The organism is Cryobacterium sp. TMT1-3 (genome assembly GCF_004402315.1).
GTDB classification, from domain to species: domain Bacteria; phylum Actinomycetota; class Actinomycetes; order Actinomycetales; family Microbacteriaceae; genus Cryobacterium; species Cryobacterium luteum.
In genome coordinates this window covers 99,363-124,757 of record NZ_SOFW01000039.1, presented here as the reverse complement: position 1 = coordinate 124,757, position 25,395 = coordinate 99,363, and the positions used below count along the sequence as shown (strand labels likewise).

The window sequence follows — 25,395 nt, the reverse complement described above, 5'->3', positions numbered from 1 at the left end:
TCGTGACCGTTCCCCTGAATTTCACCTATCCTGACTCCTGGGTCGAGCTCCATCTCGACGACGTTCACGCCGGAGCGATCATGGCGGCTCAGGTGGTACTGAGTCGATTTGACGCACCGGTCTCGCGCGAACTCGCGGCAGATCTGGAAACAAGGTTCGAAGCCACGGCGAATCTCATGGTTTCGGTCGAAGCCGACGCGGGGTTTGCTCTTGTGCCCGATGCGCCGAATGTGGGGCTCCTGGGCGCACTGATTGTGCGATGGCGGTTGGCCGCCGGAGATGGTGCCGTCGCCGATGCGATTACTGAGTCGTTAGCAGCGGGCCCGCTCATGATCGATGATCCGGAGATTTCGCCGAACGACACGCCGCTTGGCAAGGCAACGCTGTGCATTCAACGTTACGTGAACGAGCCGCAGGCCATTGGACGCGCACTCCGCCGCGGCCGCGCGCGCAAAAGCGATGCGGTGATCTCCGAACACATTTGCTGGTATTGGCTTCTCGACGATCACGCCGGGCCAACGATGTTGCTCACCGTCACGACAACCACAGACGATCTCACGTTCACCCCGACACTGCGCACCTTGACCGAGGAATTCGCGAAGGGGATCACGCGTGGCGATTGAGGCATCCGTTGTTCTCGACAGCGTTGTGCTGACGCCAATACGCTGGCGTTTCTGGGCATCGGTGGGGATGGTCAGCGCTACGGCGCTCGCCATAATCGCCTTCTTACTCGTTTATCCTGGGGCTGCGCGCGTGATGTGGTTTCTGGTTTTCATCATTCCGGGAATCCTCACGGTCATGTATGCCGGAGCACGGTCGAGATCAGTGCGTATCGTTCCCGGTGGCTACCTGGAATATCGGGATGTATTCTTTCGCCTGCGCCGGATTGAGTCGGACGCATCGACCGAGATCGTGTATTTTGCGTCGGTGGTGGGTTCGGGATCGATTCCGATTCGCGAATTTCGAACGCCGATTGGAGTCAACGATGAACGCTGGGCGGTCATACGCTCTGGAAAGAAGACGGTGCTGCGCCTGAGCATGCGGCTCTGGCGCATGAATGACCTGGTCGCCATCGCGCAAGCAATGCCAGCGAGGCTTCGCGTGCATTCCGAGTCGATCAGTCCCTTGGCTGTGGCTAAGCGACAGCCGGATTACTACACCTGGCTCGAGCATCGTCCCATTCGTTATGAGATCGGATTTCTCGCATTTCTCCTCTGGGAAGCGAGTGCAATCCTCCTGGCGATAGTGCTGGCCTGTCTTGTTCTCGGGACCCTGTGACCAGACGCTCTCGTCGCTCAGTGGACGTTGTGCCCGAACTGCCCGTGATCACGGCCGACGACGTGAGTGCTCGGTGGCGCGCTGGCCATTTTGGCCGCATTGAGGTGTATCCGATTCCGGAGTCGGTGGCGCCCGGTACGCCGAGCGCGATCGTGCGGCCCGCGCAGCTCCCCGTAGCGGTCCCGGTACGGCCAGTGTCCGGTCGGCGAGCTGCGGACACTCCGCATTTTCGTTTCATCGTTGACGGTCGACCGATCGCGGTGGAGGCCCCGTCGGGAGTGATCGGCCGAAGTCCGGACTCCTCCAGCGGCCTGCAAACCATCGCTGTCACCGATGACGGGCGGTCGCTTTCCCGTAACCACCTCGGGTTCGAAGTGGATGCCAGAGGTCGGCTGCTCGTCGTCGACCTGCGTTCAGCAAATGGCAGCGAAATCATGGCAGTCGACGGCACACGCGTCGAGTGCGTGCCCGGTCGTCGATACGTTGTTGAAAACGGCGACGCCTTGTTGCTGGGCAACTTCGAGGTAAAAATCGCCCGCAGCTGATCGCGACACCCCGGCGGCAAGCGTCTACCGAACGAGCAGCATCTGCCGAAAGTACGCGGCGAGCTCGGCGGTGGCGGTCAGCGGCAGCACGTGGGCGACGTACTGGTCGGGGCGCACCACGACGACGGCGCCGCCCGAGCTGATGCCGCGGCGATCGAAGATGTCGTCGTGCGGGTCGGCGGCGTAGACCTTCTCGTAGTCGATCAGCCCGAACGGGCCGGTCGTCGGCAGGAACGCCGCGTCGACCTGGCCCAGGTCCACCTCGGTGTGCGCCTGCTGATGGATCACCTTGACGTCGAAGACGCTGTCGATGTCGCTGTCGGCCGGGGTGTGCGCGAGCAGCGGAGAATCGGCAGCGGTGCGCATCCACTCGGCCCAGTCGGCGACGGCGGAGTTGTCGGCGTCAGCGAAGGCGTACACGCGCCAGCGGCCGTCGGCGCGGTGGTGGTGGCCCAGCTGCACCGGGTTGGCGTCGCCGACGCGCACAACCGGGGCGGACTTGAAGCGCTTGCCGATGGGGAAACCGGTGGCGAGTGACTGGTGCGTGGCCTCGCCGATCAACATCGACGGCGGGTACTGCGTCATGAAGCCGGAGGGGAACTCCGCCGTCTGGGCATAGAAATCTTCGAGCGGAACCTTGAGGTCCTCCGGCTTCGCGGCCATGAGAGACGACCACTCCTTGTCGAAGTCGATCAGGTTCTTGGCAATGACCTGACGCTCGGCGGAGTAGGTGCCGAGGAGCGTCTCGGGGCTGCGGCCGTCGAGTACATAGCCGAGCTTCCAGCCGAGGTTGAAGCCGTCCTGCATCGAGACGTTCATGCCCTGGCCGGCCTTGGCACTGTGCGTGTGGCAGGCGTCACCCATGATGAACACCCGCGGCGAGCGGATGCCGACCTCGTCAGGCAGCACATCGTCGAACCGGTCGGTGAGCCGGTGGGCGACCTCGTACACGCTGTGCCAGGCGACATTCTTCACCTCGAGTGTGTAGGGGTGGAGAATTTCGTTTGCTTTGACGATGATCTCGTCGATCGAGGTCTTGCGCACCTCGCCGTTGTCGTCGGCGGCCACTTCGCCGAGGTCGACGTACATGCGGAACAGGTAGCCGCCTTCGCGCGGAATGTGCAGGATGCTCCCGCCGGTTCCGGACTGGATCGCGCACTTGGTGCGAATGTCGGGAAAGTCGGTGACGGCGAGCACGTCCATGACGCCCCAGGCGTGGAAGGCCGCGTCGCCGGCGAGTGTGCAGCCGATGGAATCGCGCACTCCGCTGCGAGCGCCGTCGGCGCCCACCACGTACTTGGCGTGCACGATACGCTCCTGGCCTTGCTCGGCACCCGCCGTGTATCGGAGTGTGACCGTGACGGGGTAGTCGCCTTCGTTGGTGTTGATGAGGCTGACGAACTCGAAGCCGAAGTCCGGGGTCATGCGGGTGGGGGCGTTGGCCATCACCTCGGCGAAGTAGTCCAGCACCCGCGCCTGATTGACGATGAGGTGCGGAAACTCGCTGATGCCGGTGGGATCGTCGATGGCGCGGGCCGTGCGGATGATGTTGGCCGGGTTGGTGGGGTCCGGCTTCCAGAACGCCATCTCGGTAATGCGGTAGGCCTCGGCGATGATGCGCTCCGCGAAGCCGAAGGCCTGGAAGGTCTCGACGCTGCGCGCCTGAATGCCGTCGGCCTGGCCGATCGCGAGGCGTTCGCCGCGACGCTCCACGATGCGGGTCGTGATGTTTGCAAACTGGGAGAGCTGGGCGGCGGTGATCATGCCGGCCGGTCCCGTTCCCACGATGAGAACGTCGACGTTGTCGGGCAGTTCCTCGGGGCGATCGATGCCGACCCCGGCTGCATCCTGTTTGCGGGGATCGGTGGACACGTATCCGTGGTGGTGAAACTGCACGGCTTCCTCACTTCTCTGTGTGGTCGGCGGCAGGTCGAATGCCAGCCTCATTGCTTGTTCGATAATAGAACGAGGTGTTCTATTATCGTTTGTCGAATCATATACGTTCTGGGAAAATTCGCAACGTCGGCCGGTATCGACTGGGGCACGGACCATCGGTTGCGGGTTGAGCGCGACCTGGTCGGCACCGCCCGCCCGGCAACTGGCCCTTGACACATCGCGTGTTCTCACAACGATGGAAGGAGCTCGCAACGTCCGGGCAAACCTCGCCAGACCAATCTCGCCAGACCAAGGAGTCACCATGGTTACCAGCATCTTCGTCAATCTCCCCACGATCGACCTCGACCGGTCGAAAGCCTTCTTCACCGCACTGGGCTGGAGCATCAACCCGTTGTTCACCGATGAGAACGCCGCCTGCATCGTGATCGAGGAGAACCTCTACCTCATGGTGCTCACGCGAGACTTCTTCGCCACCTTCACCGACAAACCGATCGCCGACCCGAGCACCACGGTACTCACGCAGACCGCATTCAGCCGGGACTCCCGGGAGGAGGTCGATTTGATTGTAGACACGGCGCTTGCCGCGGGCGCCACCGAACCGCGTGCAGCCCAGGACTACGGGTTCATGTACGCCCGCGACTTTCAAGACCCCGACGGCAACGAGTTCAGCGCCCTCTGGATGGACCCGGTCGCCGCCGAACAGGGTCCGGAGGCCTACCTGGCCGAGCATCCGTCGGCGATCTGATCCCTGGTGGCCTCACAGCCACGGTCCTCACGATCAGCGGCCGGGCCCAATGTTGGCCCGGCCGCCGGTTACGTTAGACGCGGGTGACCGAAACGCCGCGGGGTGCTCGCGGTAGCCATCCGCTCGAACAGGGTCGATGATTGCTCTGTGAAAACATGCAGCGTGCGGAGCTGGTTGTGAACCCGGCTGCGCGCCGGGTGCAGCGCATCTACCTGACGCTGATGCTCGGCAACACTCTCGCAGCTTCGTTCATCTGGGGCATCAACACGCTCTTTCTGCTCGACGCGGGGCTGTCGAACTTCGAAGCCTTCGCCGCCAACGCGTTCTTCACGGTGGGCATGGTGATCTTCGAGATTCCCACCGGCGTGGTTGCCGACACGGTCGGCCGCAAGGTGTCGTACCTGCTCGGCACCATCACCCTGTCGGTCACGACCGGCCTGTACTGGATGCTGTGGCTCTGGCACTCTCCCTTCGTCTGGTGGGCGCTCGTCTCGGTGCTGCTCGGGCTCGGCTTCACCTTCTTCTCCGGTGCGGTGGAGGCTTGGCTGGTCGATGCCCTCGCCTTCACCGGATACACCGGCAGCCTCGAGGCCGTGTTCGGCCGCGGTCTCGTGGTGACCGGAATCGCCATGTTCACCGGCTCGGTGCTCGGCGGCGTGATAGCCCAGGCCACCAACCTCGGCGTGCCGTTCCTGGTGCGCGCGGGAGTGCTCGTGGTGATGTTCATTTTCGCCTACATGGTGATGAGAGACCTCGGCTTCACCCCGGACCGCTCCGCCGGCCCGCTGAAAGCGACCCGCAACGTGCTCACCCAGTCGGTCGAACACGGCCTGCGCAAGCGCTCGGTGCGCTACGTCATCTTTTCGGCGCCGTTCGCCGGCGGGGTTGGCATCTACGCGTTCTACGCGCTGCAGCCCTATTTATTGCAGCTCTACGGCGACCCGACGGCCTACTCCATCGCCGGATTGGCCGCGGCCGTGCTGTCTCTGGCGCAGGTGGGCGGCGGATTGCTGGCGCCGCGCATCCGCTCCCTGTTCGACAAGCGCACGAGCATGATGCTCGTGGCCGGTCTCATCAGTATCGGCACACTCGTGGCGCTCGGCCTGAACGGCGTGTTCTGGCTAGCCGTGGTGCTCCTGGTGGTTTGGGGTTTCGTCTTCGCCGTGGCCGGGCCGGTGCGGCAGGCCTATCTCAACGACATGATCCCGTCGAAGCAGCGCGCGACGGTGCTGTCGTTCGACTCCCTGTTCGGCAGCCTCGGTGGGGTTGTCATTCAGCCAGCCCTGGGCCGCGCGGCCGACCTGCAGGGCTACGGCCCGTCGCTCGTGATCGGCGCCGTCGTCGAGCTGATCGGCGTGCCGTTTCTGCTGGCCAGCCGCCGCCAGAGAGACCGCGCCGACACCAACACCGCACGAGCGGATGCCGCCGCACCCGCCGCGTAGGCCGTCCCGCCCTGAGTAGGATCGACCCAATGTCTGCTAATCGAGCAAGGGGAACGCATGGCCACCGGTGAGACGCAAATCGACAATGGTATTTTTCGGTCGACCAAGTGGACGATTGAACCGGGAGACGCCATTCCTATGCACGTGCACGAATATGAGTACGTGGTCGTACCCATGGTGAGTGAAACCATGCACGTCATCAACGCCGACGGTTCCGAAATCGTCGCGGAAATTCGCGCCGGCCAGAGCTATACACGCCCCTCGGGTGCCGAACACACCGTCGAGAATCGCGGGTCGCGCATCATCGAATTCGTTGAGGTAGAAAAGCTAGCCTGACGGTCGACTTATTGCCCTAATCCTCGATCTGGTCAACGGTCATCTCCGCAAACATGGAGAGACTGATTACTGCCGAGCGGGCGCCCTCCAAGGCGATTTAGCTGGCCGTGCGTCTGTGGGACTTATTTGTTCCAATTGGGTGGTTCTGTGGGGGTGGCGGCGCGGTTCTGGCCGGCGGGGCGCCAGGTTTGGGTGGGGTCGAAGAGGAGGGGGCCGCGGATCCAGGGCCGGCCGTCTCGCATTTGGATGTTCCAGCCGGAGGTGTCGATGCTGGAGTGGGCGGCGTTGCAGATGAGCACGGCGTTTCCGATGTCGGTGGGGCCGCCTTGGTTCCACGGGATGACGTGGTGGGCTTGGGTGTGTTGGGGTGGCACGGTGCAGCCGGGGATGACGCAGCCGCCGTCGCGGGCGGCGAGGGCTCTTCGTTGTTGGGTGGTGAAGAACCGGTTGCTGGTGCCGAGGTTGAGAATGGTGCCGGTGTGGCCGAACAACACGGGTTGGTAGCCGCCGGCGCAGATCAACTCCTCGACCTGCTGGGGGGTGAGGGGCCCGTCGATGCCGTCGATCCAGCCGGCTCCGCGCCCGGCGAGGAGATCGTTGATGTTGATGTGCACGAGCACCGTGGGGGCGGCGCCGCCCATGGTCGGGGTGCTGGGGTGTCGTGCGGCGGCTTCGAACACGGCGCGGAGGATGTCGGCTCGTTTCTCGCTGATCGAGCGCGTGTCATCGGGGTGCTGCGGACAGGGACCGCCCGGGTCGGGCGGCTTACTCTCTCCCGCTCCGGTCTCAGCCCCGGCGTCGGCTTCTACCCCGGCATCGGCTTCGGCTTCGGCCGCATTTTCAGCCTCCTCTTCCGCATCCGACTCCGCATCCGACTCCGCATCCGACTCCGCATCCGACTCCGCATCCGACTCCGCATCCGACTCTGCATCCGACTCAGCGGCGTGGTCGACCTCGGCCTCGATCGCGTTCTCGCTAGCTGCCGATTCCTCGCTGCCCTCGTTGGCCTCGGCGTGCTCGGCGTCGGTCGGTTCGGTTTCATGGAATGCGACCCTGGCACGCGGGGTGGTGTCGGGCGCAAATCTGGGGGTGGCCTCGGGTACCGGGGCGGCATCGGGGAGTGGGGTGACATCGGATTCGGTCGTGCCGGCCGCGCCGGGCACGGGATTGACCGCCGCAGCGGAAAGATACGCGTCGAAGACGTTGCCGATGATGGCGCGGTCGAGGGTGGTGAACCAGCCGTTGAGGCTATAGCCGCCGTTGCTGAGGCCGCCGAAGGTGAGCCAGCTGCGCCGCTCCGTGGGGGTGTCGCCGGGCGCGGATCCGTCGGGGGCGAGGCGTGCCTGCCACTGGATGCCCTGCTGCCGCAGTAACGCCGGCGCGAACGCGATGCCCGCTCCGGGAAGCCCCTCGGTTTCGGGGGTGATCGCACCGGATCCGCTGGCGACGAGGGAACGCTCGACCCGGTCGAGATCCTCCACCAGCACGGAGGAACGCAGGCCGTCGAGCACCGTCACGATCACCCGCGCCTGCTCCAGCCCGAGCGCCCCGCCCTGCAGGGCGGCGCCGAGCACGGGGTAGGTGGGGGCGAGGGGCCGGCCGAGCAGCATGCGCTGGCCGGCTTTCTCGCCGAGCGCGGCCCGCTGGCGCACCTCGCTGCGGGAGAGCCTGGCCAGGGTGCAGACCAGCTCGACCCCGCTGCGGCACCCGAGCCGCCGCGCCAACGTCGGCGCCGCCAGAGCCGCCGACGCACCCGCCACGCTCGGAGCCGCCCCCACCGCACCAGCATGTTCCGGGGCGGTACTCGGGGCGGCGGCACTCTGATCAACAGCAGCCTGAGCGGCGGCTTTAGCAGCGGCCGCATCGAAGTATTCGGAGCGGCGCAGCACATCCGACGTGGAGAGCACCCGAGCCCCGTCGACGACCCGGCCCACGCTCTCCAAAGCCAGCAGCATGCTCAGCGATTCCTCGTCACCGAGCAACCCAAACGACACCCCGCCCAACGCCGCCAACAAGGAATTCCTGGCCTGCTCCACCGCCACAATGGCGGCAGATGAACTGGACTCACTCGGGTTTTCCATGAACATGGGCGCCAGTGCCTCCTTCACAACGATTTTACCGCAAATCGAACAGAAAAGCGAGAAAAACTCAGAAGTGGTCTAGCGAAGTGATTTGGCGGCTTTCGCGAATTTTACGCCGCTGATTCCAGTAAATGCCTGAAATATCGCTCCTGCACCACTTCGCGAGATCGAAGTCATGAGTGATTTTCTGTCACGAATACGCGCCCTGCGAGTCGGGTGCGCCATCGTGCAGTCCGGAGGGAAATTTCCCTTGCCGAACGTCGGCCTAGGCGATACCATACAACCAAATGGTTGTATATCAAGACGTGAGTAACGAGACCGATCGCATTTTTCACGCGCTCGCGGATGCCACGCGCCGCGACATCGTCGTGCGGGTCGTGCAGCGAGAGCAGTCGGTGTCGACGCTCGCTGAGCGCTACGCCATGAGCTTCGCCGCCGTGCAGAAGCACGTCGCCGTGCTCGAACGAGCGCACCTCATCGTCAAAGAGCGTCGCGGTCGGGAACAAATCGTGCGCAGCAACCCTGACACGCTGCGCAAAGCCACGGTACTGCTGCAGCACTATGAAGAACTCTGGCGGGATCGCGCCCAGAGCATCAGTGACATCTTGTCCCAGGGTGTCGCGGAACAAGAAAAAGGAGAAGAATCATGACCGTCGTCAGTTCACAGACAGATCCTGAGGCGTTGACCCTCACCTTTGTGGCCGAATTCGACGCGAACGTCGAACGTGTCTGGCAGATCTGGGAGGATCCGCGCCAGCTGGAGCGCTGGTGGGGGCCGCCCACCTGGCCAGCCACCTTCGACCGCCACGACTTCGTACCCGGCGGAAGATCGAAGTATTACATGACCGGCCCCGACGGCGAGAAGGCGCGCGGCTGGTGGGTGACCACCGCCATCCGCTCGCCCGAGCATTTGGAATTTGACGATGGCTTCGCCGATGACGACGGTGAGCCCACCGGTGAACTGGGGGTGACGCACGCGGTGGTCACCCTGGAGCAGGTTGAAGCGGGAACACGCATGACCGTTTTCAGCACCTTCGAGACCGCCGAGCAGCTGCAGAAGATGATGGATATGGGCATGGAAGAGGGCATGCGTGAGGCGATGGGCCAAATCGACAGCCTGCTCGCCGAGGCGCGGGCGTAATCCCCGAGCAGAATGAAAATCGCTCCCGAAAGTACATTTCGGGAGCGATTTTCGGACGGCTGGTCTAAGCCGCTATCGACCTGCGTCGCGCACCCGGCCTGTATTACACGGCGGAGCGAGTCTCACTCGCGAAGGTGGCCACGTCGATGACGAAACGGTAGCGTACGTCGCTGCGGACGACGCGCTCGTAGGCCTCGTTGACCTGATCGACCGAGATGATCTCGATGTCGGCGCCGATCCCGTGGGCAGCACAGAAGTCGAGCATCTCCTGGGTCTGACGGATGCCGCCGATCTTCGAGCCGGCGATTGAGCGCCGCTGGGAGGCGAGCCAGAACATCTTCACGCTGTCGGGTTCAGTAGGAATTCCCACGTGTACGAGGGTGCCGTCGAGTGCGAGCAGCTGCAGGTAGCGTTCCATATCGAGGTTCGCGGCCACCGTGTTCACGATGAGGTCGAAGTGGTTCTCCAGTTCTGTGAACGTGGTCGGGTCACTCGTGGCGAAGTAGTGGTCTGCGCCGAAGCGCAGGCCATCCTCCTGCTTGCTCAGGGTCTGGCTGAGTACGGTGACCTCGGCGCCGAGCGCGTGCGCGATCTTCACGCCCATGTGCCCCAGGCCGCCCATGCCGAGGATAGCGACCTTCTTTCCGGGGCCCGCTTTCCAATTCTTGAGCGGAGAGTACAGCGTGATGCCGGCGCAGAGCAGGGGAGCGGCCTCGGAAAGCTCGATGCCGTTCGGGATGCCCAGAACGAAGTTTTCGTCCACAACGACTGCGGTGCTGTAGCCGCCGTTGGTGGGAGTTCCGTCGTAGTACCGCGAGTTGTAGGTGCCCACTTCACCCTTCAGGCAGTACTGCTCCTCCCCGGCCAGACAGTTGACGCACTCGCGACAGGAGTCCACGAAGCATCCCACCCCAACGCGGTCGCCCACGCGGTAACGGGTGACATCGCTGCCGACGGCTGAAACGATGCCGGCGATTTCGTGGCCGGGGACCATGGGAAACAGTCCAACGTCCCACTCGTCGCGGGCCTGGTGAATGTCGGAGTGGCAGATACCCGAGAACTTGATATCGATGGCCACGTCGTGGGCGCCGGGCGTGCGCACCTCGATCGTGGTGCGTAGGAGTGGCTGGCCAGCTGCGGGGGCGGCGATGGCGGGAACGGTAGTCGTCATAAGAAACTCTTCCAGTACGGGTGATGGAATGCGGGGGGACCCCGTGCCGTGGCACGTGTCGACGGTGAGATCCGCTGCTTCAACGCTACGCGAAGCGGGTGGCATTGTCAGGACCGCAGGGGGTTCTGACAGACCCTCCCTGGGCATCCGCTTGTCAGGCAGTCCACTGATGCGTTGGGACGGGAAGAGTACGCTGTGCCGCATGAGAGCTGCCGTGTACCGCCACTACGGACCGCCGAGCTTTGTGCACGTCGAGAATGCGTTGTCGTCGGTTCCTCGTCCGGGCGAGCTGCTTGTGCGCGTCTACGCCAGCACCGTGAATCGCACGGACTGCGGCTTTCTGAGCGGCAAGCCACGTGTGGTTCGATTTTTCAGCGGTCTGCGTGCGCCGCGAGCGACGATTCTCGGCTGCGAGTTCGCCGGTGACGTCGCCGCGGTCGGCTCCGGCGTGCGGTCGTTCACGGTCGGGCAGCGAGTGTTCGGCTACAACGCGGTGAAGTTTGGTGGGCATGCGGAATACCTGACCATCTCCGAAACAGATCTGGTTGCCGAGATTCCGGCGGGATGGTCGTACGGCGAGGCCGCACCGATCGTGGAGGGTGCCCACTATGCGCTCAACATGATTCGCGCGGCGAAGATCACGGCCGGGCAGAAGGTGCTGGTCAACGGAGGCACCGGGGGAATCGGTTCGGCAGCAGTGCAATTGCTCGTGCACCTCGGCGCTCGAGTCACCGCGGTCTGCGCCACGGCGCACCTGTCTGTGCTCGACTCCCTCGGTGCCGAGCGGGTCGTCGACTATACCCGGGATGACTTCACGACTCTCGATGACGAATTTGACGTGGTGCTCGATGCGGTCGGCAAGAGCAGTTTCGGGCGTTGCCGGCGGCTGCTCGTTCCCGGGGGGATCTACGTGTCGTCCGAGCTTGGTTCGATGTGGCAGAACCCGGTGTTGGCCGTGACCACCCCGCTGCTGCGCCGCAAACGCGTGCTGTTTCCCATCCCGAAGGACACCCGAGACGATGTGTTGCTGCTCAAGGGGCTGGCCGAATCGGGTGAGTTTCGGCCGATAATCGACCGCACCTATTCCCTCGAACAGATTCGTGAGGCCTACGAGTACGTGGCGGTCGGCCAGAAGATCGGCAACGTCGTCATTCGCGTTCGCGACGAGAGCTCTGGGCAGTAGCCGCCTGACGCCCGCGGAAGGCGATCATATTCATCCGATTGCCGCAGCGCACGCTGCAGAACCGCTTGGACCCATTGCGGGAGAGATCGAGCACCAGGCCGGTGCAGGCATCCGCTTCGCACATGCGCAGGCGACCCATTTCGTCACTGCGGATCACGTCGATCAGGGCCAGTGCCGCCTCGACGCGCATGCGCTCCCCGAGCGGTGCCTCGGGCACCGTCGCGTGCAGGTGCCAGTCCGACACGTCATGGCGCGCCAGCTGGGGCAGCGCCTTCGCCTCGCGCAGCATGCGGTTGACCTCGACCACGGCATCATCGCGGTCGAGGGTCCAGACTCGGCGGAGCAGCGCACGGGTCTGCCGAACGTCGGCCAGTTCGGCGTCGTTCCCGTCGATGCGCCCGGTGAACGGAATCGGCGCGAGGAGCGCCGCAAGGTCCTCAAGAGTCTCGAGCTCGTCCCGGCCGCTGCGGGAGGCCCCGGGATCGGTGTCGCCGAGCAGGACCACGAATTCGAGGGCCTCTTCGGTGTCAGGGGCAAAATGCAAGTTGACTCCTTAACAATTCGGTCCTACCGTAAGTGGTGAACATAGTTTAGCCCATGACTAAAGGATTCTTCATGAAGCTGTCCTCACTACCCGGGAGCCTGATCATCGCTGCCGTCGCCGCTCTCTCTTTCGGAACCTCGGGCGCCCTGGTCAAGCCGATGCTCGAGGCCGGCTGGTCGCCGACCGCGGCTGTCACCGCTCGCGCACTAACGGCGGGGGTGGTGTTGCTGCCATTCGCGCTCTACTCATTGCGCGGTCGCTGGTCGGTGCTGTGGCTGGGCCGCTGGCGGGTGTTGGGCATGGGGATCGTGGGTGTCGCGGCCACCCAGCTCGCCTATTTCGCTGCCCTGCAAACTATTCCAGTCTCCACCGCACTACTGATTGAATTTCTCGCGCCGCTGATTCTGGTCGGTTTTGTGTGGGTCTCGACGAAACGGATGCCGCGGCGCACGGTTCTTCTCGGCTCGGCCCTCGCCGTGGCCGGGTTGGTGCTCGTCATCGGACCCGGCGCGATTCGGGCCGTCGACCCGGTGGGAGTGGTGTTCGCGTTCGGAGCGGCGATTGCCTGTGCGGTGTTCTTTGTCGTCGCCGCGCGCCCGGCCGAAGGGCTGCCGCCGATCGCGCTTGCCGCGTTTGGTCTGCTGGTGGGCGGCGTGGTGCTCGGTGTGCTCGGCGTTTGCGGTCTGCTGCCGTTCACGGCCTCTTTTGCCGACCTGAACGTGCTGGACACGGTGCTGCCCTGGTGGGTGCCGCTGCTCGTTCTCGCCGTCATCAGTACGGCGGTCGCCTACGCGGCCGGCATTACCGCGGCCGGACGACTCGGGTCGCGGCTGGCATCGTTTGTCGGGCTGCTCGAGGTGATCTTCGCGTCGCTGTTCGCCTGGCTGTTGCTCGGGGAGCAACTCACCCCGGTGCAGCTGCTCGGCGGGCTGCTCATTCTTGGTGGCATTGCGGCCGTGGGCGAGGAGCGGGTCGAGCTGGCGGCAGAGTCGCTGCCGCCAGAGGAGCCGCTGCGGCACGAGGCCGCGGTCGTGGACTCCGGAGAGGCGACGGCCGCGGCATCCACTCACTGAGACTTCAGTCGCTGAACGTCTTGCCGCCAAACGCGACGAGGTGGTGTTCGGAAGCGGCCAGCAGGTGTTCGTAGACCGCGAGCACGTCGGGAGCGGTGACACCCTCGGTCGCAGCGGTAAGGTCGGCGATGTCGAGTTCTTCCACGGTGCGGGCAGCGTTCATCGCAGCGTCCAGACTCACGGAACCCTCGGCAAGCAGGGTGTCGTAGAGATTCTGGGTGACGTCGGTAGAGAACACACCGGCGGCCAGCCCGACCGTTGGATCGGCGATGTCGTAGCGTTCGAGCAGCGTGCCGACGGCATCGCTGTGCTTCGTTTCAGAACTCAGGATGCGAGTGAAGACAGCGGCGTCGTACTGTTGGGAGAACGCGAGGTAAAGATCGTGCGCGAGCTTCTCCTCGGCAGCCATCGCCGCGAGCGCGGTGGCCTGTTCGCCGGTGACGGTGCCGCTGGGCACATCGGTGAGCCCCGCGCCGGAGCCGGGCATGCCTGAGCCGGCGTGATCGGAGCCCGTTGCGTGATTGGAGCTGTCGTTCTTTGCGTTGCTCTGGTGCCCCGACATTCCGGTGACGGCTTCACTCCTTGTCGAACGCGCGCCCGCTCCGTTCGCTGCCGCATCGCCGTTTCGCAGGGCGGCGGCCAGGCTCGGAGTCGCGATGAGGGCGGTGATGACGACGCCTGTAGCGATCGCCGAGGTGATGATGATCTTCCTGCGCATGGTGTGCTCCCTTTTCGTTGGTGACTCCACGATGTCGCTCGGGGGTGCAGACGATCTGGCGACCGTATGGAGTTGGTGTGGAGAACGCGAGCGCTGCGGCATCCGCTTGCCGAGCCAAAGCTAGGGTGAAGTATGCCCACGGTGCTGGTAGTTGAAGACGAACGCGATATTCGTGAACTGCTGCGGCGCTATCTGGAACGTGCTGGGTTCTTTGTTTTCACGACCCCATCGGGTGCCGAGGCGCTCACACTGCTGACGGCGGCCGACCTGGTGATACTCGACCTCGGCCTGCCCGACATCGACGGCACCGATATTCTGCGGGAGATCCATGCCCTCGGCACCCTGCCGGTCATCGTGCTGACCGCGCGCAGCACCACCGAAGACCGCATTCACGGCCTCGAGCTCGGCGCCGACGACTATGTGACCAAGCCGTTCAGTCCCGCTGAGGTGGTGCTGCGGGTGCAGGCCGTGCTGCACCGGTACAGCGGGCCGCCGGCCGACGTTGGCCCGGTCACTTACGGCGACCAGCGGCTGCGCATCGACGAGAGCTCGCACCAGGCCTGGCTCGACGGGATCATGCTCGACCTCACCCCCACCGAATGGGGCCTGCTCGCAGCGGTGGCGACGGCACCCGGGCGCGTTTATTCTCGCTACGAACTGGTGAACCGGGTGCGCGGGTACGAATATGTCGGCTATGAGCGCACCATCGACTCCCATATCAAGAACTTGCGCCGCAAGCTGGGTGTGACCGGAGCGGATGTCGTGCAGACGGTTCTCGGAGTCGGCTACCGGCTCGGACTGACCCAGGACCGGTCATGACCCGCCTTGGCTCGCTGGGTCGACGCCTGCTGCTGGCGTTTGTCATGGTCTCTATCTCGTCAGTGCTCGTGCTGAGCGGCGCCGCGCTCGTCGGGGTTGATCGGGGCGTTCAAGCTGACCGCGCGCACATTGCGGCTACGGCGGCGTCTGCCGGAGCCGACGCGTACGTTCAGGCCGGCGGCTGGCAAACGGCAGACCTCAGCCGGGTTTTCGCGATCGGTGCTGCGGCATCGGCTCGTGTTGCGGTAGCGGATGCGAGCGGAGTCACGTTGCAGGCCCGCACCGGTGGCCCGGGCCAGGGGAGGGGGGAGAACACCGTCATCCTGCCGATTGTCGCCGACGACGTGGAGGTCGGTACGGTTCGTCTGAGCTTCGGTGGCAACGCGGGAAACGGTGTGCGGAACGTCGCCTGGACCTGGATTGGTGTCGCCGCGGTTGTCGCGCTCGCTGTCGCGCTCGCCGCGAGCTGGCTGGTGACCCGTCGCCTGGTGCGCCCGATCCGCGCAATGACGGATGCCGCCCACTCGTTCACGGCCGGCAACCGGCAGTCCCGTGCCCCATCGGGGGCGCCGGGGGAACTCGGCGAACTCGCCGTCGCCTTCAACGGCATGGCGGATTCGGTCATGGGCTCGGAGCGGGACCGCCGAACCCTCACCGCCGATGTTGCGCACGAACTCCGCACACCGCTGGCCGCCCTGCAGGCCGGGCTCGAAGAACTGCGGGACGGGCTCGTTGCGCCCACACCCGCAGGGCTCGCGGGCCTGCACGATCAGTCCCTGCGTCTCGGACGGGTCGTAGCGGATCTGGCCGAGCTCTCGGCGGTCGAGACGGCCGGCTTATCGCTGCAACTGGCATCGGTTGACCTGGCCCAGGTCGCCAGGGAGGAAGTGGCCCAACACGAAGCACGGTTGCGAGTGGCGGCGGTGCGCGTCAGCGTCGAGGCCCTGGACCCAGTCTTCGTTCGAGCGGATGCTGACCGGCTGCACCAGGCCATCGCCAACCTGCTCGCCAATGCCGCGCGGTATTGCCGCCCCGGCGACAGCGTGCGGCTGACTGTTTGGGAGGCGGACGGAGTGGCCGCGCTCGAGGTCGCCGATAGTGGTCCCGGCATTCCCGCCGACGAACTTCCGCATATCTTCGACCGGCTGTGGCGCGGTCGCGCTGCCCGGCAGGTTGCCGGTTCGGGCATCGGCCTGGCTCTGGTGCGCGAGATCGTCACGCGGCACGGTGGAACCATCGCCGCGGCATCCGCTGGGGGTGAGGGAACGACGATCACGATCCGCTTGCCGGCCAGGCCCTGATCGCCGAGCTCAAGCCGATCAGTCGTGAGTGGGTCGACGTCGAAGCTTGAAGCAGAGTGCCCCGCCGCACCGTGTGGCGGGGCACTCTGCTTCGCAGGCGATCTAGTCGTTTGCGCGTGCGCCGACCGGGCCGAACATGGCGTCGACGTCGGCGAGCTCCAGGTCGGCGGTCGCCTGAATGAGGGCGAGCAGTTCCGGGTCCAGGCCGGGCGCGAACTCCTCGAGGCGTTCCGCCGAGATCATCGACGGAACGCCGGCGGGAGCCTGCTCGGTCGCATCGAGCTTCGTGCCGTCCTTCGACGGCGACATGCCCCGATAGATCTTGCCAGCCTCCGACTGCCCGGCGAGGTCGAAGGTGTACTGCTTACTGTGCAGGCCCAGGTCGACGAGCCGTTTGACCTCCGGAAATTTTTCGGCGTTGGTTTTCGGAATCGGAAGCAGAGTCTTCCAGTTCACGCCGAGGGTTTCGAGCGCCTTCGCAAAGCCGTTCTCGTGTGCCTGGTCCCGCACGATCAGATATGAAATCGTCGACCGGGCCGTCTTGTTGTCGGTCATCTCGTAGATTCGGCACTTCTGCAGGCGCCCGGTGGATTCCAGCATGAGGTTGTACAGCAGGTCGAGAACGAGATTACCCGAGTTGTAGACGTAGCTGCCGCTCCACGGGTTGCCCACCGAATCAACGGGCAGGGCGCCCTGCGCACCCACCAGATAATGATGGATGTTGCCCTGGGTGAGGGCCAGTTCGAGTGGGATTTTGCCGCCCGCGCCAGGGGTGTCCAGCGGATCGGTCGGCTTGCCCTGATAGCGCGGCGAGCCGTCGAGCAGCCGCGAGATCGTGGTTCCGATGAGCTCGACGTGGCTGATCTCTTCGGTGCCCGCCAGATCGGAGGGCTTCGCGTATGGCATTTGCTTCGGCTGGTGTTGTCACACGCGGTCCGCCCGGCAACCGACGGCGCACCGGTCGACTCCGAGCCCCTCGCGATCTAGGCTGGCAGCCATGACCGGCAAGAAAGATCGCAGCGACGCACGTGTGAATGTGGCTCGCTACCGGGTAGAGCGGATGTTGCCGCCCGAGCAGGCAGACACCGCCGCGACAGAAGCGACCGAGCGGGAGACGAACGCGGCCGGGCAGTCCATGATGGAGGCCCGCGCCCAGTATGTGGAAATGGCCATCCAGCAGGCAATTCGGCGCGGCGAGTTCGACAACCTGCCCGGCGCTGGCAAGCCGCTCGCTAACCTCGACCGCGGGTATGACCCGGACTGGTGGATTCGCCAGAAGATTGAGAGCGAGAAGATCACCGGGCTCGGACCCCCCGCTCTCACCCTGCGTACCGAGAACGCCGAGCTCGACGCCCGCCTCGACCGCGCGCACTCCGAGGCTGCGGTGACGGAGATTCTCAACGATTTCAACAGTCGCGTCGTGGCCGCACGCCGGCAATTGCAGGGCGGGCCGCCCGTGGTCACCCCTACCCGTGATGTGGCGGAACAGCTCGCACTCTGGCAGGAGCGCCGGGCCGAGCGAAGCGATGCGGCCAGGCTCGCACGGGAGCAAGAGGCGGCTGCGCTCGCCGCGATGACGTGGCGCGAGCGCCGGCGCGCTCGCTCTCAATGACCTCATGATTCGCGAGAACCTTCAAGCGACCATCAAACGTTTGTCGCCCTAACGCAAGGCATCGTCGGGAAACATTCCCGTGCCTCGGGTGTTATCCCTCATATGAAGACCATTGTGTACAGCGAAACCGGTGACCCGTCCGTGCTCCACCTCGTCGAGCGTCCGGTGACCGAGCCCGGAGCCGGCGAAGTTCGGGTGCGAATCGTGGTTAGTGGAGTGAACCCGACTGACTGGAAGTCGCGCCGCGGCGCGGGTGCGGGGGAGGCCCTCACGTTCGCTGACGTGGTGCCGAACCAGGACGGCGCGGGATTCGTCGATGCGGTCGGAGCCGGTGTCTCTAACGTGGCCGTCGGCGATCGCGTGTGGCTCGCGCTCGCCGCCTACCAGCGGGCCGACAGTGGAACTGCCCAGGAACTTGCGGTGCTTCCGGCGGAACGCGTCTTTCTGCTGCCATCCCCCGCCAGTTTCGACCAGGGAGCCAGCCTCGGGGTGCCGGCCATCACCGCATACCGGGCCCTCACCGTGGCCGAGGACGGGCCCCGGCGCCTGCATCCGGGAGCGCTCGACGGCAAGATCGTGCTCGTCGCAGGCGGTGCCGGCGCCGTCGGTCATGCCGCCATCCAGCTCGCTTGCTGGGCCGGTGCGACCGTGATCACGACGGTCAGCGGGCCAGCCAAGGCCGCACTGGCTTCCGCCGCCGGCGCACACCACGTGCTCATCTACACCGACTCCGACGCTGCCGCCGATATTCGGGCCATCGCACCCGACGGCGTCGACCTCATCGTCGAGGTGTCTCCCGCCCAGAACTCCGAACTCGACCTCGCAGTCATTCGCAACCGCGGATCGATCGCGGTCTACGCCAACAACGGCGGCGACCGGATGACCCTAGACGTGCGCAAGCACTTCAGCCTCAACGTGCGCTACCAGTTCGTACTGCTCTACACCGTGGGCATCGAGGTCGTGCAGCAGGCCGCCGCGAGCATCAACGAGGCTCTCGTGGACGGCGCGCTGGCCGTCGGAACGGATGCGGGACTGCCGCTGCACCGCTTCGACCTCGCGCACACGGCGGATGCCCACGCCCTCGTCGAAAGCGGGGTCACCGGAAAGGTGCTCATCGATGTCGCCGCGGGCTGATCCGGGATGGCCTGGTTCGTAAGCCGGGCCGGCGCACAACTCCTGCAATTTGAGGGGCGCAAATTGAACTTCCCCGTGCTTCTGCGGGTGTGGCGGCGCCCCGGTGAGAATTGCAGGAGTTGTGCGCCGGGAGTTGTGCAGAGAGCCCCCTCACCGCGAACGGTGAGGGGGCTCATCGACCTGCGGCCTAGTACTCGCGGCGCGGGGCGCGCGGCGGGCGATCGCCCTGCTCGGCGGAGCGTGAGGCGCCGCCTTTGTCAGCACGCAGCTCGATGAGCTTGCCGCTGATGCGGGTGTTCTCGAGCTTGGAGAACACGTCGCCCGACAGGTCAACGGGAAGCTCGACCAGCGAGAACTCGGGCAGAATCTTGATGTGTCCAAAGTCGTCGCGGCTCAGGCCACCCTCGTTGGCGAGGGCGCCAACGATCTGACGCGGTTCCACCTTGTGCCGCTTGCCGACCTCGATGCGGTACTGCGCCATCGGCTTGCCGCTGGACCGCACCGGGCGTTCGCTGCGCACGGGGCGGTCGTCGCGGTCGCCGAAGTTGCTGCGCGGAGCGTAGCTGCCACGGTCGTCGCGGCTGCTGCCACGGTCGTCGCGACCAAAACGGTCGTTGCGGCCGCCACGCTCCGGGCGATCACCGCGCTGCTCAGAGCGTTCAACCCGCTCGTCGCGCTCGATGCGCTGCTGCGCCCGAACATCCTCGGCGGAGAGCAGCAGGGGAGTCTCGCCCTGGGACACCACGGCGAGGGCAGCGGCCACGTCGACCTCGGGCACGTCGTGGTGGGAGACGTAGTGCGCAATGATGTCCCGGAATTTGCTGATGCGGTCAGACTCGTCGAGTGCCGATGTGATGGCATCGTCGAAGCGGGTGAGGCGCGTCACGTTGACGTCCTCAACGCTTGGCAGCTGCATCTGGGTGAGCGGCTGGCGGGTGGCCTTCTCGATCGCGGAGAGCAGGCGGCGTTCGCGCGGGGTGACGAAGCTGATCGCCGCGCCCGAGCGGCCGGCCCGGCCGGTACGACCGATGCGGTGCACGTACGACTCGGTGTCGATCGGAATGTCGTAGTTGACCACGTGGCTGATGCGCTCCACGTCAAGGCCGCGAGCGGCGACATCCGTTGCAACGAGAATATCGAGCTTGCCGCTCTTGAGCTGGTTGATCGTGCGTTCGCGCTGCACCTGCTGCACGTCGCCGTTGATCGCCATGGCGGAATAGCCGCGCGCACGCAGCTTTTCGGCGAGCAACTCGGTCTCGTTCTTGGTGCGGGCGAAGATGATCATGCCCTCGAAGTTCTCGACCTCGAGAATGCGGGTGAGCGCGTCGAGCTTCTGCGGGTACGACACCATCAGGTAGCGCTGGGTGGTGTTCGCGCTGGTCGTGGTCTTACTCTTGACCGTGATCTCTTCGGGATCGTGCAGGTACTTCTTGGAGATACGGCGAATCTGGGCCGGCATCGTGGCCGAGAACAGCGCGACCTGCTTGTCGTCGGGGGTGTCGGCGAGAATGGTCTCGATGTCCTCGACGAAGCCCATGTTGAGCATCTCGTCGGCCTCATCGAGCACCAAAAACTTCAGCTCCGACAGGTCAAGGGTGCCCTTGGCGAGGTGGTCCATGATGCGACCGGGAGTACCCACGACGATGTGCACGCCGCGACGCAGGGCCGACAGCTGCTGGCCGTAGCCCTGTCCGCCGTAGACCGGAAGCACGTGCACGCCGCGCATGTGGGCGGCATACTTCTCGAAGGCCTCACAGACCTGCAGCGCGAGTTCGCGGGTGGGCGCAAGCACGAGGGCCTGCGGGTTCTTCTGCGATAGGTCGAGACGGTTGAGAATGGGCAGCGCGAATGCGGCCGTCTTGCCGGTACCGGTCTGGGCGAGTCCGACAACGTCGCGACCCTCCAGAAGCGGGGGAATAGTGGCGGCCTGAATGGCCGATGGGGTTTCGTAGCCGACGACTTTGAGCGCCTTGAGCATGGCGTCGTTGAGTCCGAGATCGGCAAAGGTCTTGGTTGCAGTGGCAGTTTCTGCCTCGTTCTGCGCAGTGGTGTCTGGTGCGGTCATAGTACAACGGTAGTCGAAGAGTTCGCCGTCGGCGTAAAGGCTCGTCCGGCGACTCCCAAAGCGGATGCCCGCGGCCGCGGCATCCGCTTGCCGTCGCGTCGGAGGGAGGGTGTGGATACCGCCGGAACCGGTTGGGCTGAACACCCGTAGTGGTGGCGGGATCGCGCTATTCTCGTTGGGTTCCGGGCAACGTCGCTCGGAGGGGGCTCATTGCTGAGTGAAGGGCACCGCCAATGTATCTGCACAGTTCTCGTGAGAACCCGAAAATGTCAGTGCGCTGGCGTGCGTCGCTCGCTGCCGCGCTCACGGTGCTGCTGGGCCTGGCGACCACCGGTGCCAGTGCCACCGCGATCGCAAGCGTAACGCGGGCAGTAGCCCTGCCGGCACCGTTCTCTCACTCGATATTCATCAACAACGACGCCGGTAATCGTGACCACCGCATGAGTCTGCCGACGTCCAGCACGAGCGTACGGTTCCTGCTCCCGTCCGAGGTCTCCGCACTCGATATCTCGCGCGTGGAATACAGCCTGTACGGCGAGAACTTCACCGTGGGTGGCGCCGTGTCGCTCGATGCCCAGAAGCGCAGCGTGACCATTCCTTTGCCGGCCGGATTCTTCTCCGTGACGCCCGGCCATCGCCCGTTGATCGGGCCGTCCGACGAAAACGGCGTGCCGGTTCATACCGCCGGATACTACGGGTTCGAATTCACGGCCACCGGACCGACGGCACAGCCGCCGCGCCTTGGGCTCGGCTCGGGCGACCTCTTATCGGTCACCGCGGTCGTGGAACGTGGTACCGACACGGGTGAGCGCACTCCGGTCTTCAGCCTGCACCGTGACGATGTCGATTCCGTGAACACCAGGACGCAATATTTTTCCGCGCCCACGCAGTCCGTGCGCAAGGGTGATCGCGTCACCGTCACGGGGCCTCGCGGCTTCTGGACCGGCACCCCTCGTCCCTTTGTCTCACGCCAGGTCGCGCTCGGATCCGATCTCAACGAAGATTCGTTGGAGAACCTTCTGCTGCCCCAGGCGGTCTCCGCCGACGGAAGCAGAATCACCGTCACGGTTCGCGACCGTTCAGCATCCGATTCAGATATCGATGTGCAGCCGGGGGCAGCGCCCCTGATCGCCATCACCATGCTGACGGGTATTCCGTTCGGCCCGGGGGGCGCCGACGCCGTGGACGTGTATGTCCCCGTTCGCACGGCCCCGGGGGCACCGACGATGGGAACGCCGACCGCAGGACAGGCATCCGCTACCGTGCGCTGGACGGCCCCCACCGACGGCGGCGCCGCAATTCTCGGCTATCGGGTGCGAGCCTACGCGGGTGGCAAGCTCGTGACCACACGACTCGTGGTCGGCCGGGTGCAATCGGCGGTGGTGACCGGGCTGAGAAATGGCACCGCGTACACCTTTGATGTGGCGGCGGCCAACCGGATCGGCATCGGACCGGTCTGGAAACGATCGACGACGGTCACGCCCCGGGGGTAGTTTGGTGCTCCATCCCTGCGAAGCCGGGCCGCTCTGAAAGACTGGCCTGATGGACAACGCGTGCGCTGCATCCCGGAGTGGTGCTTGAAAGGAGATTCCATGCCCACCATGCAGCACAGTGCGCCGGATGGCGAACACTGCGAGTATTACGCCGACGGCAGCGTGAAAGCGCGCGGAACCAAAGCTGGCGGCGAGCTGGACGGGTACTGGGAGTGGTTCAGAAAAGACGGCAGCAAGATGCGCTCGGGTCATTTTTCCCGCGGTGACCAGGTTGGCGAGTGGATCACCTATGACCGTTCATCCGAACCGGTTAAGGTGACCCAGATAAAGCCGCAGCCCTAGGCTTTCAGAAAAGCGATCGCGGCTTCGCGGAAGGGCCTCGACGTGGGCGCATTAAAGTGGTTTCGACCGGGAATCTCGAAGAAACTCCCGTTGGGCGTGGCCTCGGCCAGTGCCCGCGAGGCGGCGAGAATGCTATCTTCGCTGCCGGTGGCGAACAGCAGCGGTTGCGTGGGGGCATTGGCTGGTCCAGGCTGCGAGCCGCCACGCATGCCTTCGACGAGCGCGACGAGCGCGGCGAGATCGTTGCCGGGCAGGGCCTTCGCCATGGTGAGATAGGTGCCGGTGAGGCGGTCGGTGACTTCCGCGCCGTGTTCGAGGTGGGCGCGGGCAGCCGCTATCCGAAATCGTTTGAGCGGATCGCCGTCGGGGATGCCGCCGAGCACCGCCTGGGTGATGCGCCCGCCGAGTTCGCGGGCGGCCTGCCAGCCGACGCGGGCGCCCAGGGAATAGCCGACGTAGCGCACCTCGGTGAGCAGATAGGCGTCGAGCACGGCCTCGACGTCGCCGACGAGTAGTTCCATTGTGTATGCCTCGGCCGAGTGCGGTTTGTCGCTCGCGCCGTGGCCGCGCTGGTCGATACCGATCACGTGAAAGCCGGCCCGGGTCAGGTCGCGCGTCCAACCGGTGGCGTGCCAGTTCGCGATCGCGCTCGACGCGAAGCCGTGTACCACGAGCACGGTCGGATGGTCGGGGTCGCCCAGCTCGTAGGTGGCCAGTTGCACCCCGTCGAGGGACGGGACAAAACGGTGCTCGGGGGCGCTTCGGTGCAACATTCCCCTATTTCACCACGGATGCCGCGGCGTCGGTTCCCCAAATCCACTCGCGACGGCCCTACCCGCGGTCGCACACCGAGACTATTCTGGGCCGTAAACAGGCCGTCCACGCCCGGTGGGTCGCGTGCTCAAAACGCCCTGCCAACGGCCTCCAGAATTGAGGAGACGGTCATGTCGATAGCTATAAACGCGCTGCAAATCAAATCGTTCGACACCCCGGATGAACGCGTCGCCGGCATCGAGTTTGAGAGCGCCGGGCAGTTCGGCGTGCCGGCCGGCTGACTCCGTGTTCGCCGACCGAGCGGATGCCGGGCGCCAGCTGGCCGCCCGGCTGACGTCCCTGCGATCCAGCGACCCGGTGGTCGTGGGGCTTCCGCGCGGAGGCGTTCCAGTGGCGTCCGAGGTGGCGCGGGCGTTGCACGCGCCGCTGGATGTGATCGTGGTGCGCAAGCTCGGCCTGCCCATTGCACCCGAAGTAGCCATGGGCGCCATCGGCGAAGACGGTGTGCGTGTGCTGAACGACGACATCGTTCGGCAGGTTGGGGTGAGCGCGGGGAAGCTGCGCACCGTCGAATACCGCGAGCGGGCAGAGCTCGAGGCCAGGGAGGCGCTGTACCGCGGCGGGCGACGGCGGCTCGACCTGACCGGCCGGGTCGTGATCATCGTCGATGACGGCATAGCGACCGGTGCCACAGCGCGCGTCGCATGCCAGGTGGCCCGCCAGCGCGGAGCCGCCCGGGTCGTGATGGCCGCGCCCGTCATGCCGCCGGATGCCGATCTCCGGATGGGTGCCGACGAGATCGTCTGGGTCATCCAGCCGCCACAGTTTTGGGCGGTCGGTGCGCATTATCGAGACTTCACGCCGACGACTGACACCGAGGTGGTGGCGTTGCTCGCGGCGGGACCGGTCAGCTCGCCGGGCGCAGGGCCGACTGCACGATGACGACGTCGGGACCGTATTGCTCGTCGACGAACTTCTGGATGGTGCCGTCGTCGTAGAGAACAGACACCCACAGGTAACCGTTCATCGGCATCGACGTCAGCATCTGCGGCCGGTTGAGTCCGTCCTGGATGGCCTGGAGCGTGGCGTCGTCGCTCGCGCCAGCGCACACAGGGTTGGTCGCCGAATTGTGACGTTTCGGCTGCTCAGGCGCGGTCCGGTTACGCTGGGCACACACCAGAGCGAGTGGGAGCCGTCGTGAACGAGAACACAGCAGGGCTCAGCCCGGAGGTCATCGAGGGCGTTTTCGACCTCGCCCGCGACGGTCTCACCGGCCCGCTCGGCGAAATGATCGACGCCGGAGTCGGACTCGACGTCGTCAACACCCGCGGGGACACACTGCTGATCGTCGCGGCGTACCAGCAGCACGCCGAGACCGTCGCTGAGCTGCTGCGGCGCGGGGCGGACGCATCCGCTGTCAACGTCATGGGCCAGACCGCCATCTCCTGCGCGGTTTTTCGGGGCAATGAGGCGATTCTGCGGTTGCTGCTCGAAGCGGATGCCGACCCCCGCCTCGGCACACACAGTGGCGCGGCCATCGCCGACCAGTTCGGCCTGCCGAGGATGCGGGAGATCATCGAGTCGTACCCGCGCGACTGAGCAGCCAGAAACGACTGAGCAGCCAGAAACGACTGAGCAGCCAGAAACGACTGGGCAGCCAGAAAAAGGGCGCCTCCCGGATGGGAGACGCCCTCATTTAGAC

The 25,395-nt window shown here is 65.3% G+C and carries 26 protein-coding genes and 1 pseudogene; 18 read left to right on the top strand and 9 right to left on the bottom strand.

Features of this window, described 5'->3' with window-relative positions; translation table 11 throughout:
* Positions 1–2: 2 nt before the first annotated feature.
* Genes E3O25_RS14225 through E3O25_RS14215 form a run of 3 tightly spaced genes read left to right on the top strand, consistent with a single transcriptional unit; the run spans position 3 to position 1,823 of the window.
* Positions 3–623, top strand: coding sequence for a hypothetical protein (locus E3O25_RS14225; RefSeq protein WP_134361460.1), 621 nt, complete (start codon positions 3–5; stop codon positions 621–623).
* The gene (locus E3O25_RS14220; RefSeq protein ID WP_134361459.1) at positions 613–1,278 is read left to right on the top strand and encodes a hypothetical protein; all 666 of its coding nucleotides are present in this window, start codon (positions 613–615) and stop codon (positions 1,276–1,278) included. Before E3O25_RS14225 ends, E3O25_RS14220 begins: the two co-directional genes overlap by 11 nt.
* 20 nt (positions 1,279–1,298) lie before the next feature.
* Positions 1,299–1,823, top strand: coding sequence for an FHA domain-containing protein (locus E3O25_RS14215; protein WP_166787817.1), 525 nt, complete (start codon positions 1,299–1,301; stop codon positions 1,821–1,823).
* Positions 1,824–1,847: 24 nt separating this feature from the next.
* Here E3O25_RS14215 and E3O25_RS14210 read toward each other — a convergent pair whose 3' ends face one another.
* On the bottom strand, positions 1,848–3,719 hold the full coding sequence (locus E3O25_RS14210; RefSeq protein WP_134361494.1) for an FAD-binding monooxygenase: 1,872 nt from the start codon (positions 3,717–3,719) through the stop codon (positions 1,848–1,850).
* A gap of 301 nt (positions 3,720–4,020) precedes the next feature.
* Between E3O25_RS14210 and E3O25_RS14205 the strand changes: the two genes are divergently transcribed.
* From E3O25_RS14205 to E3O25_RS14195, 3 genes are all read left to right on the top strand, one after another.
* On the top strand, positions 4,021–4,464 hold the full coding sequence (locus E3O25_RS14205; RefSeq protein WP_092111436.1) for a VOC family protein: 444 nt from the start codon (positions 4,021–4,023) through the stop codon (positions 4,462–4,464).
* Between the two features lie 176 nt (positions 4,465–4,640).
* Positions 4,641–5,906, top strand: coding sequence for an MFS transporter (locus E3O25_RS14200; RefSeq protein WP_134361457.1), 1,266 nt, complete (start codon positions 4,641–4,643; stop codon positions 5,904–5,906).
* Between the two features lie 57 nt (positions 5,907–5,963).
* Positions 5,964–6,242 carry a cupin domain-containing protein gene (locus tag E3O25_RS14195; protein WP_092111434.1) on the top strand — a complete coding sequence of 93 codons (279 nt, stop codon included), beginning with the start codon at positions 5,964–5,966 and terminating at the stop codon, positions 6,240–6,242.
* 122 nt (positions 6,243–6,364) lie between these two features.
* Here E3O25_RS14195 and E3O25_RS14190 read toward each other — a convergent pair whose 3' ends face one another.
* On the bottom strand, positions 6,365–8,350 hold the full coding sequence (locus E3O25_RS14190) for an HNH endonuclease signature motif containing protein (RefSeq protein WP_134361456.1): 1,986 nt from the start codon (positions 8,348–8,350) through the stop codon (positions 6,365–6,367).
* Between the two features lie 260 nt (positions 8,351–8,610).
* On the opposite strand from E3O25_RS14190, the gene E3O25_RS14185 reads away from it, so the two are divergent.
* On the top strand, positions 8,611–8,973 hold the full coding sequence (locus E3O25_RS14185) for a helix-turn-helix transcriptional regulator (protein ID WP_134361455.1): 363 nt from the start codon (positions 8,611–8,613) through the stop codon (positions 8,971–8,973).
* Positions 8,970–9,464, top strand: coding sequence for an SRPBCC domain-containing protein (locus tag E3O25_RS14180; RefSeq protein ID WP_092111421.1), 495 nt, complete (start codon positions 8,970–8,972; stop codon positions 9,462–9,464). The genes E3O25_RS14185 and E3O25_RS14180 overlap by 4 nt, the downstream gene beginning before the upstream one ends.
* 103 nt (positions 9,465–9,567) lie before the next feature.
* Here E3O25_RS14180 and E3O25_RS14175 read toward each other — a convergent pair whose 3' ends face one another.
* Entirely contained in the window at positions 9,568–10,635 is a 1,068-nt protein-coding gene (locus E3O25_RS14175) for an NAD(P)-dependent alcohol dehydrogenase (protein ID WP_134361454.1), read from the bottom strand.
* A 202-nt stretch (positions 10,636–10,837) separates the two neighbouring features.
* Here E3O25_RS14175 and E3O25_RS14170 point away from each other — a divergent pair, with 202 nt between their 5' ends.
* The gene (locus E3O25_RS14170; RefSeq protein WP_092111417.1) at positions 10,838–11,818 is read left to right on the top strand and encodes an NAD(P)-dependent alcohol dehydrogenase; all 981 of its coding nucleotides are present in this window, start codon (positions 10,838–10,840) and stop codon (positions 11,816–11,818) included.
* On the opposite strand, the gene E3O25_RS14165 is transcribed toward E3O25_RS14170, so the two are convergent.
* On the bottom strand, positions 11,784–12,362 hold the full coding sequence (locus E3O25_RS14165) for a CGNR zinc finger domain-containing protein (protein WP_134361453.1): 579 nt from the start codon (positions 12,360–12,362) through the stop codon (positions 11,784–11,786). The two genes, E3O25_RS14170 and E3O25_RS14165, sit on opposite strands and share 35 nt — an antisense overlap.
* Before the next feature lie 71 nt (positions 12,363–12,433).
* Here E3O25_RS14165 and E3O25_RS14160 point away from each other — a divergent pair, with 71 nt between their 5' ends.
* A complete protein-coding gene (locus E3O25_RS14160) occupies positions 12,434–13,435 on the top strand; it encodes a DMT family transporter (protein WP_092111413.1) in 1,002 nt (333 codons plus the stop codon).
* Positions 13,436–13,439: 4 nt separating this feature from the next.
* Here the strand turns inward: E3O25_RS14160 and E3O25_RS14155 are convergent, their stop codons facing one another.
* Positions 13,440–14,153 (bottom strand): DUF2202 domain-containing protein, encoded by a 714-nt coding sequence (locus E3O25_RS14155; RefSeq protein WP_166787684.1) that lies wholly within the window; start codon positions 14,151–14,153, stop codon positions 13,440–13,442.
* A gap of 132 nt (positions 14,154–14,285) precedes the next feature.
* Between E3O25_RS14155 and E3O25_RS14150 the strand changes: the two genes are divergently transcribed.
* Positions 14,286–14,972, top strand: a complete 687-nt coding sequence (locus E3O25_RS14150) for a response regulator transcription factor (RefSeq protein ID WP_092111409.1) — start codon at positions 14,286–14,288, stop codon at positions 14,970–14,972.
* Entirely contained in the window at positions 14,969–16,273 is a 1,305-nt protein-coding gene (locus tag E3O25_RS14145) for a HAMP domain-containing sensor histidine kinase (RefSeq protein ID WP_134361452.1), read from the top strand. Before E3O25_RS14150 ends, E3O25_RS14145 begins: the two co-directional genes overlap by 4 nt.
* Before the next feature lie 102 nt (positions 16,274–16,375).
* Here E3O25_RS14145 and E3O25_RS14140 read toward each other — a convergent pair.
* A pseudogene (locus E3O25_RS14140) lies at positions 16,376–17,152 on the bottom strand (manganese catalase family protein); the annotation flags it as partial.
* A 118-nt stretch (positions 17,153–17,270) separates the two neighbouring features.
* Here E3O25_RS14140 and E3O25_RS14135 point away from each other — a divergent pair.
* Together E3O25_RS14135 and E3O25_RS14130 are read left to right on the top strand one after the other, a co-directional pair.
* Complete coding sequence (locus E3O25_RS14135) at positions 17,271–17,885, top strand: DUF1992 domain-containing protein (RefSeq protein WP_241988607.1); 615 nt, start codon at positions 17,271–17,273, stop codon at positions 17,883–17,885.
* 102 nt (positions 17,886–17,987) lie between these two features.
* Positions 17,988–19,019 (top strand): NADPH:quinone reductase, encoded by a 1,032-nt coding sequence (locus E3O25_RS14130; protein WP_134361451.1) that lies wholly within the window; start codon positions 17,988–17,990, stop codon positions 19,017–19,019.
* Between the two features lie 187 nt (positions 19,020–19,206).
* On the opposite strand, the gene E3O25_RS14125 is transcribed toward E3O25_RS14130, so the two are convergent.
* On the bottom strand, positions 19,207–21,084 hold the full coding sequence (locus tag E3O25_RS14125) for a DEAD/DEAH box helicase (protein WP_134361450.1): 1,878 nt from the start codon (positions 21,082–21,084) through the stop codon (positions 19,207–19,209).
* 266 nt (positions 21,085–21,350) lie between these two features.
* On the opposite strand from E3O25_RS14125, the gene E3O25_RS14120 reads away from it, so the two are divergent.
* Positions 21,351–22,577, top strand: a complete 1,227-nt coding sequence (locus E3O25_RS14120; protein WP_241988606.1) for a fibronectin type III domain-containing protein — start codon at positions 21,351–21,353, stop codon at positions 22,575–22,577.
* A 99-nt stretch (positions 22,578–22,676) separates the two neighbouring features.
* Positions 22,677–22,919, top strand: coding sequence for a toxin-antitoxin system YwqK family antitoxin (locus E3O25_RS14115; protein ID WP_241983829.1), 243 nt, complete (start codon positions 22,677–22,679; stop codon positions 22,917–22,919).
* On the opposite strand, the gene E3O25_RS14110 is transcribed toward E3O25_RS14115, so the two are convergent.
* Positions 22,916–23,692, bottom strand: coding sequence for an alpha/beta fold hydrolase (locus E3O25_RS14110; protein ID WP_134361448.1), 777 nt, complete (start codon positions 23,690–23,692; stop codon positions 22,916–22,918). The genes E3O25_RS14115 and E3O25_RS14110 overlap by 4 nt on opposite strands.
* A 286-nt stretch (positions 23,693–23,978) precedes the next feature.
* Between E3O25_RS14110 and E3O25_RS14105 the strand changes: the two genes are divergently transcribed.
* Positions 23,979–24,635, top strand: coding sequence for a phosphoribosyltransferase (locus E3O25_RS14105; RefSeq protein WP_241988605.1), 657 nt, complete (start codon positions 23,979–23,981; stop codon positions 24,633–24,635).
* Here the strand turns inward: E3O25_RS14105 and E3O25_RS14100 are convergent.
* On the bottom strand, positions 24,601–24,804 hold the full coding sequence (locus tag E3O25_RS14100) for a hypothetical protein (protein WP_134361446.1): 204 nt from the start codon (positions 24,802–24,804) through the stop codon (positions 24,601–24,603). The two genes, E3O25_RS14105 and E3O25_RS14100, sit on opposite strands and share 35 nt — an antisense overlap.
* Before the next feature lie 86 nt (positions 24,805–24,890).
* Between E3O25_RS14100 and E3O25_RS14095 the strand changes: the two genes are divergently transcribed.
* Entirely contained in the window at positions 24,891–25,292 is a 402-nt protein-coding gene (locus tag E3O25_RS14095) for an ankyrin repeat domain-containing protein (protein WP_198410992.1), read from the top strand.
* The last annotated feature ends 103 nt before the right edge of the window (positions 25,293–25,395 follow it).

Bases quoted from the DNA above. Each gene is read 5' to 3' on its own strand.
- E3O25_RS14205 (WP_092111436.1), top strand. From the start codon at position 4,021: ATGGTTACCAGCATCTTCGTCAATCTCCCCACGATCGACCTCGACCGG.
- E3O25_RS14195 (WP_092111434.1), top strand. From the start codon at position 5,964: ATGGCCACCGGTGAGACGCAAATCGACAATGGTATTTTTCGGTCGACC.
- E3O25_RS14185 (WP_134361455.1), top strand. From the start codon at position 8,611: ATGGTTGTATATCAAGACGTGAGTAACGAGACCGATCGCATTTTTCAC.
- E3O25_RS14180 (WP_092111421.1), top strand. From the start codon at position 8,970: ATGACCGTCGTCAGTTCACAGACAGATCCTGAGGCGTTGACCCTCACC.
- E3O25_RS14175 (WP_134361454.1), bottom strand. From the start codon at position 10,635: ATGACGACTACCGTTCCCGCCATCGCCGCCCCCGCAGCTGGCCAGCCA.
- E3O25_RS14170 (WP_092111417.1), top strand. From the start codon at position 10,838: ATGAGAGCTGCCGTGTACCGCCACTACGGACCGCCGAGCTTTGTGCAC.
- E3O25_RS14160 (WP_092111413.1), top strand. From the start codon at position 12,434: ATGAAGCTGTCCTCACTACCCGGGAGCCTGATCATCGCTGCCGTCGCC.
- E3O25_RS14155 (WP_166787684.1), bottom strand. From the start codon at position 14,153: ATGCGCAGGAAGATCATCATCACCTCGGCGATCGCTACAGGCGTCGTC.
- E3O25_RS14150 (WP_092111409.1), top strand. From the start codon at position 14,286: ATGCCCACGGTGCTGGTAGTTGAAGACGAACGCGATATTCGTGAACTG.
- E3O25_RS14145 (WP_134361452.1), top strand. From the start codon at position 14,969: ATGACCCGCCTTGGCTCGCTGGGTCGACGCCTGCTGCTGGCGTTTGTC.
- E3O25_RS14135 (WP_241988607.1), top strand. From the start codon at position 17,271: ATGACCGGCAAGAAAGATCGCAGCGACGCACGTGTGAATGTGGCTCGC.
- E3O25_RS14130 (WP_134361451.1), top strand. From the start codon at position 17,988: ATGAAGACCATTGTGTACAGCGAAACCGGTGACCCGTCCGTGCTCCAC.
- E3O25_RS14125 (WP_134361450.1), bottom strand. From the start codon at position 21,084: ATGACCGCACCAGACACCACTGCGCAGAACGAGGCAGAAACTGCCACT.
- E3O25_RS14120 (WP_241988606.1), top strand. From the start codon at position 21,351: ATGTCAGTGCGCTGGCGTGCGTCGCTCGCTGCCGCGCTCACGGTGCTG.
- E3O25_RS14115 (WP_241983829.1), top strand. From the start codon at position 22,677: ATGCCCACCATGCAGCACAGTGCGCCGGATGGCGAACACTGCGAGTAT.
- E3O25_RS14110 (WP_134361448.1), bottom strand. From the start codon at position 23,692: ATGTTGCACCGAAGCGCCCCCGAGCACCGTTTTGTCCCGTCCCTCGAC.